This window comes from Wenyingzhuangia gracilariae, from assembly GCF_056387575.1.
On sequence record NZ_CM150748.1, the window covers coordinates 2,392,833 to 2,408,185 of the forward strand.

Genomic DNA, 15,353 nt, shown 5'->3' on the forward strand with positions numbered 1-15,353 from the left:
ACTTGAAAAAGTGCTTTGTAATAATTGTATTGTTATTCTTGGTTGTATCTGTGGGGTATAGTCAAGAAAAGGAAGTTGATACGCTTAATTTAATAGAGGAGAAACATACTTTTTCGTTTGATAATTTAAAGGATGGAACGTTATACTTAAAAAATCCAACCGATAAAAAAACAGAATACGATCCTACTATTGGAAGGTACATAATAAGAGAAAGGATAGGGAAAACAAGCTTTACAACTCCTACCTATTTAACAGAAGAAGAATATAAAGAGTATAGATTAAAACAAGATGTTCAAGATTATTTTAAAGCCAAAACAGCGGCTATAGAAGGTCGAAAAAAAGATGCAGAAGAGGCTCAAAAAGATTTGTTGCCAACTATGTATGTGAACAACAAGTTTTTTGAAACGTTGTTTGGAGGTACCGAAATTAAAATGGTGCCACGTGGTTCTGTAACCATGCGTTTTGGAGTTTTGTATCAAAATATAGAAAATCCTTTATTGTCCGAAGAAAACAGAAGTAGCTTTACACCAGAATTTGATCAGCAAATTAGAGCCAACTTATCGGCAAAAGTAGGTGAGCGTTTAACGGCAGATATCAATTATGACACACAATCTACATTTTCATTTCAAAATCAATTAAAATTAGACTTTGAACCAGGTGAAGATGATTTGATTAGGAAATTAGAAGTAGGTAATATCAATATGGATATTAAAAACAACCTAATTACCGGATCTCAAAGTTTGTTTGGAGTAAAAGCACAGTTGCAATTTGGAGCTACTACGGTAACGGGTGTGTTTTCTCAACAACAATCACAAGCTAAAAATATTATAGCAGAAGGAGGATCTGCACTTACTGAATTTGAGCTAAGAACTACACAATACGATAACAATCGACATTTTTTTATAGCTCAATATTTTAGAAATAATTACAACACTGCATTGGCAGAATTGCCGTTAATTAACTCAGCAGTACAAATTACAAAGTTAGAGGTTTGGGTTACCAATAGAAATACCAATACACAAGATGTAAGAAACATTGTGGGTTTGGTAGATTTAGGAGAATCTGGAACAGATAAATATGACAATACTCAATCTAACATTACCAATAATACCGTTACAGAAACTCCTGTAAATACTCAGTTTGTGCCTGACAACAATGCCAATAGCTTAAATCAATACATTGGAACCGATAAAACACAATTAAGAGAGGTAGAAAATGTGCCTACGGTATTGTCTAACTTTGAACAAGGTAGAGAGTATGCAGTGGTAGAAAATGCTAGAAAATTAAATGCTAGTGAGTTTACGTACAATCCGCAATTAGGATACATATCATTAAACTCTAGATTAAACGATGGAGATGTATTGGCTGTTGCCTTTGAGTATACGTATAGAGGAAAAGCGTATAGAGTTGGAGAATTGTCTACAGATGGTATAGAAAGCGATAAAAATATTGTAGTAAAATTAGTAAGGCCACAATTGATAAATACAGAAGATATTGTCTTTAATTTATTAATGAAAAATGTTTATAACATTGGGGCTTACAACTTAGACAAAGAAGGATTCATTTTTAATTTATTGTATAGAGATGATGCCACAGGTCAAGCAACAAACAATTTATTAGGATCACAAGAAGATGATATTAAAAAAAGAACCATTTTAAACTTAACCAATTTAGATAGGTTAGATGCTAATAACAACTTAACAAGAAATGTGCTGAATAAAAACTATGCCAAAGGAGATGGTTTTTTTGATTTTATAGAAGGACTTACTGTAAACACCACAAACGGATCTATTATTTTTCCTGTTATAGAGCCTTTTGGTAGAGATTTAGAAGGTTTGTTAACCAATCAGGCAGATATAGATAAATATGTTTTTAAAGAACTCTATACCACAACGGCATCTGTGGCAGAAAATGATTATCAGAAAAAAGATAAATTTTTAGTTAAAGGACAATATACATCTAGCACCAGTGATGGAATTTCACTAGGAGCTTTTAATGTACCCAGAGGATCTGTTACTGTTACAGCCGGAGGAATTGTATTGGTAGAAGGAGTAGATTATACGGTAGATTACTTTGGAGGAAAAGTAAAAATCATCAATCCGTCTATAGAATCATCGGGGCAAGCCATTAACGTTTCATTAGAAAACAACACCTTTTTCAATCAGCAACAAAAAACATTTATAGGAGTAGATGTAGAGCATAAGTTTAACGATAAATTGGTAATGGGAGCTACTTATTTAAATATTAAAGAGCAGCCAATTAGTAATAAAGTTCAGCTAGGTCAGGATCCGGTTAACAATTCTATGTATGGATTGAACCTAAACTACAGTTCTGAAATTCCTGAGTTAACAGATTGGGTAAATTATTTACCCAATATAAATACAGATGCTCCGTCTTCTATTTCTGTAAGGGGAGATTTTGCTTATTTAAGACCCAACACACCTTCTAGTATAGATATTGGAGGGGAAGCAACTACGTATTTAGATGATTTTGAAGGAGCACAAATTCCAATCAATTTAGGAACCGCACAAAATTGGTCTTTGGCAAGTGCACCTATAGGTTTTGATGGAAAAGATTTTGGAGCCAATAACAGCAATAGTTTAGAATATGGTAAAAAGCGTGCAAAATTAGCTTGGTATACCATAGATCAGTTGTTTTACACGGGTTCTAGTTTAAAACCACAAAATATAGATCCAGATGAATTGTCTAGGGCCGAGGTAAGACCTGTACAAAGTGAAGAATTATTTCCAGAAAGAAATTTAGATGTTACACAAAGAACCAATTTACAAACGTTTGATTTAACGTATTACCCTAACGAGCGTGGTCCTTATAACTATAGTCCTATCGTTAATTCGTCTCAACCTAATCAATTAACAAATCCTTCAGAAAAATGGGCAGGAATTACAAGAGGTATGCTGGTTACAGATTTTCAAAGATCTAATATTCAGTATGTAGAATTTTGGATGCAAGACCCATATGACCATTATAGCATAAGCAATAACGAAGGAATTGTAACCAATCCAAACCCTAGTAATCAGAAAGGAACTTTGTACTTAAACTTAGGAAGTATTTCTGAAGATATTTTAAAAGACAATAGAAAAGTTTTTGAAAACGGATTGCCTGAAGACGGAAGTAAAACAGGAATAGATGAAACAACGGTAGCCAATGTTCCTACAGAAAAATCATTATTATACGCTTTTGATCAAGGAGATGAAACAAGACGTAATCAAGATGTCGGTTATGATGGTATGAGTGATGCTGAAGAAAAATCAAGATTTCCAGATTTAGCATCGTTAGAAGATCCATCATCAGATAACTTCCGTTTTTTTAGAAGCACAGAATACGATTCACAAAATGCTTCTATTTTAAGAAGATATAAAGATTATAACAACACACAAGGAAACTCACCAACAGCAGCCTTGTCTCAAGAATCATATCCTACATCTGCTACCAATAATCCTGATGTAGAAGATGCTGATAGAGATCAGACCATGAATACTATTGATTCTTATTGGCAATACAGGGTAGATTTGTCTCAGAATAGTTTGAGTAAAGAAAACAACAAATTTATTGTTGATGAAAGAACCACAACAGTTACTTTAGAAAACAATACAGAAAAACAATTTAAATGGTATTTGTTTAGAGTGCCAATTACAGGAGGAGAACCTATAGGTGGTATTAATAGTTTTCAATCTATCCGTTTTATGCGTATGTTCTTAACCGATTTTGAAATTCCGGTAACTTTACGTTTTGCAGATTTTCAAATTGTAAGAGGAGATTGGAGAATTTACGATCAAATTATTGATGTAAACGATAATTTAACCAAAAGAGCTACAAGCGCTACCGAGAATTTAATAGAAACAGGAATTGTAAATATTGAAGAAAACGAAAATAGAATTCCTGTAAATTATGTTTTACCACCAACAATTAGTAGAGAAGCTTTACAAGGAACCTCTAATGTATTGCAGCAAAATGAGCAATCTTTAACGGTAACTGTAAACAAACTAGAGCAAAACAACACCATTGGGGTTTATAAAAATATAAACGTAGATATGCGAATGTTTAAACGTTTAAAAATGTTTATTCATGCCGAAGAAATTTTACAAAACACTGTTACAGATGATGATTTAGTTGCGGTAATAAGATTGGGGAGCGATACCAATGACAACTATTATCAAATAGAAGTGCCGTTAACTATAACAGATGTTCCTAATTTTGGAGCACCTAATGCTTTAGGAGCTAGAGAGGTTTGGCCCGAAAGTAATGATTTAGACATTGCACTATCTAATTTAACCAATTTAAAAATAACCAGAGATAAAGAAGGTCAGTCTGTATCTGCAATATACCCTGCGCAAACAGCTATAGATAATTCTAAAACAGTGTTTAGAATAAAAGGAAATCCAAACTTATCAAACGTTAGAACTATTTTTTTAGGGGTTAAAAACTTAGATGCTACTCAAAAAACAGCTGAAGTTTGGTTTAATGAACTTAGAATGTCTGGTTTTGACAACAAAGGAGGATGGGCAACAAAAATTTCTGCAGATGCAACCATTGCCGATTTTGCAAAAATTGCTGTAAACGGAGGTTATCAGTCTATTGGTTTTGGTAGTATAGATCAGAGTGTGAATGAAAGAAGTCAAGAAGAAATTAAAAACTATAGTGTTAACACAAGCCTTAATGTAGGGCAATTATTGCCTAACGATTGGAATATTAGAATTCCAGTAAACTATACAGTTTCCGAAGAAATAAGAACTCCAAAATACGATCCTAAATATGAAGACGTATTGGCTACCGATGCAAAAAATAAAGGAGTTGCAGCCGAAAGTATAGACATTAAAACAAAGCGTAGAAGCATAAGTTTGATTAATGTAAAGAAAGAGAGATCGGAAACAAGTGAAAGAAAACCGCAAATATATGATATAGAAAACTTTAGTGTTTCTTACACCTATAGCGATGCCACCAACGAAAGCTATATCATAGAAAAAGACATTCGTCAAAACGTAAATGCTTCAGCAAATTATGCCTATAAGTTTAAACAAATAGAGGTAAAACCTTTAGAAAATATTCCTTTTTTAAAGAGCAAGAGTTTAAGTTTGTTAAGAGATTTTAATTTTAATTTATTGCCGTCAGATATTGCTGTAAACAGTGCTATTAAAAGAAATTATAGTGAGTATAAATCAAGAGATTTGTCTCAAACCGCAGGATTAGAAATTCCAACATTAAAGCAACGTAATTTTATGTTTGATTGGGATTATAGAATTGGTTATAAATTAACAGATGCCATCAACTTAAATTTTAATGCAAGTAACAATTACATTTATGATACGTTTGAGCAAGACGTGCAAAACGAAGAAGAATTAGATAGAATAGATTTGTATTCTAACTTTTTTAACGTAGGTAGACCTAATAACTACTCACAAAGCTTAACTGCAACGTATAGATTGCCTATCAACAAAATTCCGTTATTAAGTTTTGTGAATGCAGATTATTCTTATACGGGTAATTTTAATTGGAGAGCTTCATCTCCAGATTTTGTAGAAAAGGTAGGAAACACAATTCAGAACGGAAATGTACATAATATATCTACCAATTTAAATTTCTCTAAACTTTATTCAGAAATAGGTTTGAAAAATATATTTAGTTCATCTTCTGGTAAAAAAAGAATGCCATCGCCAGGAAGAACTAAGAAAAAATCGGGAACGGTAGGTGATTTTGTGTATGGATTGCTAAGCTCTGTTAAAACAGGAAGAATTAGTTACAACAAAACCCGAAGTAGTTCTTTAGATGGTTATGTACCAGAAATAGGCTTTTTAGGTAGAAATAAATACAATGGAGGTTATGCCCCTAGCTTAGGATATGTGTTTGGTCAGCAAACCAATGTGTTGCAAAATGCAGTAGAAAATGGCTGGTTATTAGGAAGGTCTGGTGCAGAAGACGACGTGCTTTATAATAAAAACTATATGCAAACAGAATTGACAAGTTTGAATTATGATGTTACATTAAAGCCGCTTCAAGATTTAAACATTCAATTAACAGGAAGCAGAAGTTATTCCAACACAGAGCAACAACAAATAGATTATGTAAAAGGTGAAGATCAAATAGAAAATGCTCAAATTAATAGATCTGGGAATTATAACATTTCTTACTCTTTAATAAAAACAGCTGTGGGTAGTGATCCAGATGCTTTGTTTGAGGAGTTTGTAAACAACAGACAAAAAATAGTAACACAAATACACGCAGGAAGCGATGCTAATTCAGAGCAAGCACTCAATAGTCAAGAAGTTTTAATTCATTCCTTTTTGGCAGCATATAGTGGAAAAGATGTTGTTTCGGCAGATAAAACAATTTTTAAAAAAATACCAATTCCTAATTGGAACATTACTTATAGAGGTTTGATGAGGTTAGATTTTATGAAGAAGAACTTTAGCAATTTTACGCTATCTCACGGGTACAACTCATCTTATACAATAAGTAATTTTTCTAACAACTTAAATACAGATACTTCAAACCTATATCAATCAGATTTAATTTATTCTGGAATTACATTAATAGATGCTTTTTCGCCATTAATTAAGCTAGATGTTAAATTTAAAAACTCCTTATCGTTAAGAGGTACCATCAATACAAACAGAACATTGTCTTTAAACTTAAACAACACTACACTTTCCGAAATTACAGGAAATGAGTATGTTTTTGGAATAGGGTATAGATTTAAAGATGTAAAAGTAAAAACTCGTTTTTTAAGAAAACAAAGAACCTTAAAAGGAGATATAAATATAAAAGCAGACCTGTCCTACAAAACCGATGTAACCAATATAAGAAGTATAGACACGCAGACAAGTCAGCTTGTTGGAGGTCAAAATTTATTCGGAATTAAAGTAGCAGCAGATTATAATTTAAGTCGTAATTTTACGGCATCGTTGTATTACGACCAAAATGTAGCCAGTTATGCAATTTCAACATTGTATCCAAGGCAATCAATAAACGCAGGATTAAGTATAGTATATAACCTAGGAAACTAAAACAAAGAAAGAATGAATTTTCCAGAAGAATTAAAGTACACTAAAGATCACGAGTGGGTAAAAGTAGATGGAGATATTGCCATTATTGGTATTACAGATTTTGCTCAAAGTGAATTAGGAGACATTGTTTATGTAGATGTAGACACTTTAGATGAAACCGTAGAAGAAAATGAAGTATTCGGTTCTGTAGAAGCTGTAAAAACAGTATCAGATTTGTTTATGCCAATAACAGGAGAAGTTGTTGAGTTTAACGATGATTTAGAAGATGAACCTGAAGCGGTAAACGAAGATCCATACGGAAAAGGATGGATGATAAAAGTAAAAGCAGACAATATAGAAGATGTCCAAAATTTATTAGATGCTGCAGCGTATAAAAAACTTATTGGAGCGTAATAGCTTATTTTTAGCCATAGCAAGTAGTTTCTGTATTTTGGTGTTAAGTTTAATAAGTATGGAAGGAGTTCCTAATTTAAAATTTAACAACACAGACAAGTATGAACACGCGTTTGCATATACATTTATGTCATTTTTTTGGATGCTATCTTGTCAATTAGGCAAAATAAAATTAAGTTTTTTGCATTTAATTTTAATTATTATCCTCTATGGTATAATAATTGAAGTTTTACAAATGAGTGTAACAGTAAGTAGAACAGGCGATTTACTTGATGTTTTGGCAAATTCGGTAGGAGTAATTTTAGGCTATGTTATTTTAAGATTACTTCGTCGTTTATATTTGCAAGTCTAATTCTAATTTCGTTATTTTAGCAAACTAAAATTCAATTGAACTGAATAAAAATGGAAGTTAAAAAGAATCCCAAATCTAATCTTGAAAATTTTAGTAAGGTATTTACTTTGCTGGGATTGGTTTTAGCGCTGTATATAGTCTACGTGGCTATAGAGCATAAAACCTACGACAGGGTTGTAGAAGAACTACAATCGGTAACCTTACAATCTGATGATGTGGAAGACATGGTCTTGACACAAATCAAACCACCGTCTGCACCACCACCGCCACCGCCACCGCCGCCACCACCACCATCTCCTGAAAAGTTTGAGAAGGTAGAAGACGATGTTGAAATTGAAGAAGTAGTGATTCAAACTACAGAGGCAGAAGTTGATGATATTGTTGAGATTGAACAAATTGAATATAGCGACGAAGTTGAAGAAGTAACTTACGAAGATGTACCTTTTGCAGCAATTCAAAACCCAGCAATTTTCCCAGGATGTGAAAAAGCGAAAGACAAGAAAGCTTGTTTTAGTGAAAAAGTAAACAAACACATTAGTAAGAATTTTGATACCGGTTTAGCTGATGAATTAGGACTTTCAGGTGTACAAAGATTGGCAGCTATGTTTAAAATAGATGTTAATGGAAAAGTATCTGATGTTAGAGTAAGATCTAAAAGTCCAGAATTGCAAAAAGAATTTGAGAAAGCTTTAAAATCTTTACCTCAAATGGTGCCTGCAAGTCAAAACGGAAGAAAGGTAAACTTGTTATTTGCTTTACCTCTAGTATTTAGAGTAGAATAGTAAAATAAGAAAGTAAAAATAGAAAAAAGAGTGTAGCATTTGCTACACTCTTTTTTTGTTTTAATAAGTGTGTAGTAATCTTGTCTAATGCAGAACTGATTTTGTAATTAATTGGTTTGTTGTATCTTAGGGGTAAAAAAGATATGAGAAAAAGAACTATGTTAGGGTTGTTTGTATTATTAACAACATCGATATTTGCACAATTAAATCAAGGAGATATTGCTTTTATAGGTTATAATGCTGATGGAAATGATGATTTAGCTTTAGTAGCTTTGTCAGATATTCCTGCCAATACAATTATTTATTTTACAGACGGTGAGCCTAATGCTAATGGAACAGGAATGATTGATGACTCAGAAGGAGTTATTACTTGGGCAACGGGAGCATCCATTATTACTGCTGGAACAGTAGTAGTTTTTACAGATTTAAGTAATGAGTCTAATGAGTTTTTTGGAGCATCTGTAGGAGCCATAACAAGAACTAATGCAGGTTTTGCATTGGTAACGGGTGCAAGTGGAGACAATGTGTTTGCTACATTAGGAAATCCTGCAACAAACGAAGTAACTACTTGGTTAACGGGGTTTGAATTTAGGCAAACAGGACAAGGAGTTAATTTTGCTCAAACGGGTTTAACGCTTGGGATTAACTATTTAGTTATAGATAAAACACAAAGCAAAGATGGAGGTAAATACACAGGAGTAAGAACAGGAAAAACAGTTGCTGAATATAGAATGTTGTTGACTAATGAAGAGGAGTGGACTACCAATACAGAAAATGGAGAAGCTCTTTTACCTTATAGCACTACTACTTTTGAATTTACTACATTGTCGAGTTCGGTGAATGTGGTAAGTGAATTGAAGTTGACTGTTAAAAATCAGCAAATAATTACCACTTTAGGAAATGTTATAGGGGTTTACAATATGTTAGGACAACAAATTGTAAATAAAAATTTAGCAAAAGGAGTGTATGTAGTTGTGGTTAAGTACAATGGAAAAATAACCAGTTATAAATTAGCTGTATAGAGCTAATCTGTTTTTGTAAAAAAGACTCTTTTTTTAGAGAGTTTTTTTGGTTTTTGGCATGGGGTTTGTAAACTATCTATTAGTTTTAGATTATAGTTTTTCATAGTTTTAGTTTATAAACTCCTTGTAGAAAGTTGTTCTTTTTGCAAGGAGTTTTATTGTATATAAAAGTAAGGTCTGCATTATGTTGTCAAGTATTTGTTACCTTTGCAAAAAATAATGTTTAACTAAATTCATATAGCATGCAACTGTATAATAAGTTAAGCGCAGAAGAACGTGCGCAGCTAATCGATGAGGCAGGAAAAGATCGCCTTACAATTTCATTTTATCAATACCACCAAATAGGAAATCCACAGGTGTTTAGAGACCATTTGTTTATAGAATGGGATAAGCTAGACGTGTTAGGAAGAACCTATGTGGCCAAAGAAGGAATTAATGCCCAAATATCTGTTCCAGCAGATAGATTTCACGAATTCAAATCACATTTAGATAGTATTTCTTTTTTAAAAGATATTCGATTAAATATAGCCATAGAGCAAGACAATAAATCTTTTTTAAAATTAAAAGTTAAGGTTAGAGATAAAATTGTAGCCGATGGATTAAATGATGATCTGTTTGATGTAACTAATAAAGGGGTGCATTTAGATGCCGAAGCGTTTAATAAAATGTTAGAAGATCCAAACACTATATGTGTAGATATGCGTAACCATTATGAGAGTGAAATAGGTCATTTTGATGGAGCTATAACTCCAGATGTAGATACGTTTAGAGATTCTTTAGATATTATTGAAGCAGATTTAAAAGATCACAAAGAAGATAAAAATTTACTAATGTATTGCACAGGAGGTATTCGCTGTGAAAAAGCTAGTGCCTATTATAAATACAAAGGCTTTCAAAATGTATTTCAATTAGAAGGAGGAATTATTGAGTATACACGTCAAGTAAATGAAAAAGGATTAGAAAATAAGTTCAAAGGAAAGAATTTTGTATTTGACCATAGAAAATCCGAAAGAATTTCAGAAGATGTAATCTCTAATTGTCACCAATGTGGAACACCTTGTGATACGCATGTAAATTGTGCAAATGAAGCATGTCATTTATTATTCATACAATGTGATTCTTGTAAGGAAAAAATGGACGAATGTTGTTCTGATGAATGTAAAGAAATTAATGCCTTGCCATATGAAGAGCAAAAAGAATTGCGCAAAGGAAAATCTAACAGCAATAAAATATTTAAAAAAGGACGTTCTGAAGTTTTAAAGTTTAAAAAATAGATTAAAAAAACACTAAGAAGAAAATAAAATGATAAAAAGAATAGTCTGACATTAGACTTTACTTTCTGTTATTTTAATTATATCTTTAAAAATTAATAGAAAAAAATTGGTGAAATATCAATTTTTGATGAATTACGAATCTTACACAATTGTGTGATAATATATAAAAATATATGAGCTGTACTAGTTGCTCAACTAAAGAAGGTGGTGTACCAAATGGCTGTAAAAGCAATGGGAGTTGTGGTACCGGAAGTTGTGATAAATTAACTGTTTTTGATTGGCTGTCTAACATGGAATTGCCAACAGGACAAAAGCCGTTTGATATTGTTGAAATCCGTTTTAAAAATGGAAGAAAACACTTTTACAAAAACGAAAAAAATCTTCAATTAACCATAGGAGAAGTTGTAGCTGTAGAAGGAAACCCTGGGCATGATATAGGTACTGTTTCTTTAACCGGAGAATTGGTTAAAATTCAAATGCGCAAGAAAAAGGTTGATGCCGATAGCGAAGAGGTTAAAAAAATCTACAGAAAAGCAACGATTAAAGATATTGAGACTTGGGAAGAAGCAAGAGGTAGAGAAATAGAAACTCAAAAAAGAGGTAGAGAAATTATTATTAAGTTAGGTCTTAAAATGAAACTTTCTGATGTAGAATATCAGGGAGATGGAAACAAAGCTACTTTTTATTATACAGCAGACGATCGTGTAGATTTTCGTCAATTAATTAGAGAATTAGCTTCAGCGTTTTCTATTAGAGTAGAAATGAAACAAGTTGGTTTACGACAAGAAGCAGCACGTTTAGGTGGGGTTGGGTCTTGTGGTAGAGAATTGTGCTGTTCTACATGGCTTACAGATTTTAGAAAAGTAAACACTGCTGCAGCCAGATACCAACAATTGTCTTTAAACCCACAAAAATTAGCGGGTCAGTGTGGAAAATTAAAATGCTGTTTAAACTATGAACTAGATACGTATTTAGATGCATTAAAAAGTTTTCCAGCTCAAAACGTAGTTTTAAAAACTGAAAAAGGGTTAGGGGTCTTTATAAAAATGGATATTTTTAAAGAGGTGTTGTGGTATACTTATAAAGAAAACAAAACCAAATGGTTCAAACTAACGTTGGCTCAAGTTCAAGAAATTATAGAGGAAAATAAACAAGGGAATACTGTTGAAGGTTTAGAAGATTTTGATGCTGAAAATATAGAAGAAACAAAAGTAGATTTTGAAAATGTTGTAGGTCAAGATAGTTTAACACGTTTTGATGAACCAAAACGCAAAAACAATAGAAGACGAAATAATCGATCTAAAAACAAACCTAAAGGAAATACAACATCGCCAAGACAACAGGTAGGCCCTAAATCAAATAATAATTCAGAAACAGGTTCACCTGCAAATTCAGGAGAATCAAGACCTGCGAGAAAACCAAATAATAGAAGAAGGCCCAATAAAGCTAATGGGAACAACTCTGCTCCAAAAGCAAATGCAAATCCTAAAGCTGTAGATGTTCAGCCTAAAAAAGAAGGAGCTACAACCAATAAACCCAAGCCAAAAAGAAGACCAAACAAACCTAAAGCTCAAAGTAAAGAAAGGCCAGCTTCTCCAAATAACAAAAAGCCAGCAAATCAGGCTCAGCAAACAAATTCTGAAAGCGGACCTACAAACAAACCACGAAGAAGAAATAACAACAGAAGAAGACCAAACAAACCAAACAATGGGCCTGCTAAAAGTGAATAAATTTCTTTTTTTTGTAGTGTTGATACTATCCTTTTCTTGTGATCGTTATAAGAAATACGATAATTATCATACATTAAAAGATGGAGTTTGGAAAGCCAAAGATTCTGTAGTTTTTAAAGTGGATATCAAGGACGTTAGCAATCTACATCATGTATTTTTAAATATTCGAACTGATAATAATTATCAATACAGAAACTTGTTTGTAATTTCTAAAATCACCTTACCTAGTAAGGTGGTTATTCAAGATACGTTGGAGTACGAAATGGCAGATGCTTTTGGAAATTGGTTAGGAGATGGACTTACCGATGTAAAAAATAATAAATTATACTTTTTGGAGAATTACGTTTTTCCAGAAAAAGGAACGTATCAGTTTGAGTTTTCTCAGGCAATGCGAAAAAGAGGGCAAGTAGATGGAATCCCAGAACTTTTAGGGGTTGTAGATGTAGGTTTAAGAATAGAACAATCTAAAAAATAATTCATAAAATAATGGATAAGAAAACAAAATCAAAACCAAATTATAAACGCTACATTAAAATATTTTGGGGGCTATTTTCATTTTTTATCATCAGTATATTTGCTGTTTTTTTACTAGTAAATATGGGGGCTTTTGGAAAGCTACCTACGTTTGAAGAGTTAGAAAGTCCAGAGAAAAACTTTGCAACAGAAATTATTTCATCAGATGGAGTAACACTGGGGAAATACTATAAAGAAAACAGAACTCCTGTTAAGTTTAATGATTTACCACAAAACTTAGTAACTGCTTTAATAGCTACTGAAGATGAGCGTTTTTATGAACATTCTGGAATAGATTTTTACAGTTTGGCAAGAGCCATAGCCAAATTAGGGAAAGATGGTGGAGGAAGTACCATTACACAACAATTGGCAAAACAATTGTTTACCGAAAATTACGGAACTAGAAATATAATAAAACGTGTTGGTCAAAAATTAAAAGAATGGGTAATTGCTGTTAAATTAGAAAAACAATACACCAAGAACGAAATTATTACCATGTATCTTAATAAGTACGATTTTTTGTACAATGCTATTGGTATTCGTTCGGCATCAAGAATTTATTTTAACAAAGAGCCTAAAGAGTTGTCTATAGAAGAATCTGCTATTTTAGTGGGAATGGCTAAAAACCCATCACTTTACAATCCTAGAAGATTCCCAACCAATGCCAAAAATAGAAGAGCTACTGTTTTTGGTCAATTAGAAAGAAACGGAATTATTACTTCAAAAGAAAAAGATTCGTTAAACAAACTGCCTGTACAAATAACCTACACTCCCGAAGGACATAGTGATGGACATGCCACTTATTTTAGAGAATATTTAAGAGATTATTTAAAAAAGTGGATCAAAGAACATCCAAAATCAGATGGAACTAATTACAATATTTACAGAGATGGATTAAAAATATATGTAACGTTAGATTCTAGAATGCAAGCATATGCAGAACAAGCAGTGGCAGAGCATATGTCTAACTTACAGCGTATTTTTTTTAAAGAACAAAAAAGAAATCCTACCGCTCCTTTTTACGATATAGATAAAAGTCAGGTAGCGACTATTTTGTTTAGAGCTATAAGAACTACAGATAGGTACAAAACTTTAAAAGCACAGGGTTTAAGTAAAAAAGAGATTCTTAAAAAGTTTAAAGAAAAACGAAAAATGGAAGTTTTTGATTGGGCAAAAGGAAGCAAAGACACGGTAATGTCTCCTTACGACTCTATTAAATACTACAAATCTTTTTTACGTTCGGGCTTGTTGGCGGTAGAACCACAAACAGGACACATTAAAGCTTGGGTAGGAGGAATTAATCATAAGTACTTTAAATACGATCATGTAAAGCAAGGAAAACGACAAGTAGGATCTACTTTTAAACCTTTTGTATATGCATCGGCTATCAATCAGTTTAGAATTTCTCCTTGTGAAAAATATCCAAATACACCTTTTACCATTCCAAAAGGAAAATATGATTTGTTAGAAGATTGGACTCCTAAAAATGCAGGAGATGAATATGGTGGCGAATTAACGTTGAAACAAGCTTTGGCAAAATCGGTCAACGTAATTACGGCTAGAATGATTGATAGAGTAGGGCCAGAAACAGTCGTTCAATTGGCAAAAAAATCAGGAATTACATCTAACATTCCACCTTATCCATCTATTGCTTTAGGAACTATTGATGCTAGTTTGTATGACATGGTTGGTGCCTATGCTATGTTTGCTAACAAAGGATTTAGAGTAAACCAAACGATGGTAATGCGTATAGAAGATAAAAATGGTAGTGTTTTACAACGTTTTGTTCCAGAATCTGAAGAAGTAATGAGTGAGGAAGCTGCCTATGCAGTATTAGATTTGCTAAAAGGAGTTACTATGGAAGGATCAGGAGTGCGTTTGCGTGGTAAATGGGGTAAATATCCAGAGAATGTAGCCACAGGTTATCCGTATCAATTTACCAATCCTATTGCTGGAAAAACAGGGACTACTCAAAATCAATCAGATGGTTGGTTTATGGGAGTAGTACCAAATTTAGCTGTTGGAGTATGGACAGGTGGTGAAGAAAGATCTACACATTTTGCAGGAATCACATTTGGGCAAGGAGCAAGTATGTCTTTACCTACTTGGGCTTTGTTTATGAAAAAATGTTATGCAGATGAGTCCCTAAATATAAGTCAAGAAGATTTTGAACAACCCGAAGACTTTGGTATAGCAATTGATTGCAATACGTCTGCTGACGAAGATGGAGAAAGCTCTTTAATTGAAACAAATCCAGATTTTTAA

Annotated in this window: 9 protein-coding genes; all 9 read left to right on the forward strand. The window is 32.7% G+C overall.

The features are described 5' to 3' along the window. The first annotated feature begins 2 nt into the window (after window positions 1-2). Window positions 3-7,022, forward strand: coding sequence for a T9SS outer membrane translocon Sov/SprA (gene sov, locus ACY2IJ_RS10375; RefSeq protein WP_476724295.1), 7,020 nt, complete (start codon window positions 3-5; stop codon window positions 7,020-7,022). A gap of 12 nt (window positions 7,023-7,034) precedes the next feature. Further along, on the forward strand, window positions 7,035-7,415 hold the full coding sequence (gene gcvH, locus ACY2IJ_RS10380) for a glycine cleavage system protein GcvH (RefSeq protein WP_476724296.1): 381 nt from the start codon (window positions 7,035-7,037) through the stop codon (window positions 7,413-7,415). 58 nt (window positions 7,416-7,473) lie between these two features. Continuing rightward, window positions 7,474-7,767: a VanZ family protein gene (locus ACY2IJ_RS10385; protein ID WP_476724297.1), complete on the forward strand. Its 294-nt coding sequence runs from the start codon at window positions 7,474-7,476 to the stop codon at window positions 7,765-7,767. A gap of 50 nt (window positions 7,768-7,817) precedes the next feature. After that, on the forward strand, window positions 7,818-8,549 hold the full coding sequence (locus ACY2IJ_RS10390) for an energy transducer TonB (protein ID WP_476724298.1): 732 nt from the start codon (window positions 7,818-7,820) through the stop codon (window positions 8,547-8,549). Between the two features lie 143 nt (window positions 8,550-8,692). Beyond that, window positions 8,693-9,571: a hypothetical protein gene (locus tag ACY2IJ_RS10395; protein WP_476724299.1), complete on the forward strand. Its 879-nt coding sequence runs from the start codon at window positions 8,693-8,695 to the stop codon at window positions 9,569-9,571. Between the two features lie 242 nt (window positions 9,572-9,813). Continuing rightward, window positions 9,814-10,845, forward strand: coding sequence for an oxygen-dependent tRNA uridine(34) hydroxylase TrhO (gene trhO, locus ACY2IJ_RS10400; protein ID WP_476724300.1), 1,032 nt, complete (start codon window positions 9,814-9,816; stop codon window positions 10,843-10,845). 173 nt (window positions 10,846-11,018) lie between these two features. Then, window positions 11,019-12,575, forward strand: coding sequence for a PSP1 domain-containing protein (locus ACY2IJ_RS10405; protein ID WP_476724301.1), 1,557 nt, complete (start codon window positions 11,019-11,021; stop codon window positions 12,573-12,575). Then, window positions 12,568-13,050: a gliding motility lipoprotein GldH gene (locus tag ACY2IJ_RS10410; protein ID WP_476724302.1), complete on the forward strand. Its 483-nt coding sequence runs from the start codon at window positions 12,568-12,570 to the stop codon at window positions 13,048-13,050. The genes ACY2IJ_RS10405 and ACY2IJ_RS10410 overlap by 8 nt, the downstream gene beginning before the upstream one ends. An 11-nt stretch (window positions 13,051-13,061) precedes the next feature. Continuing rightward, on the forward strand, window positions 13,062-15,353 hold the full coding sequence (locus tag ACY2IJ_RS10415) for a transglycosylase domain-containing protein (RefSeq protein WP_476724303.1): 2,292 nt from the start codon (window positions 13,062-13,064) through the stop codon (window positions 15,351-15,353).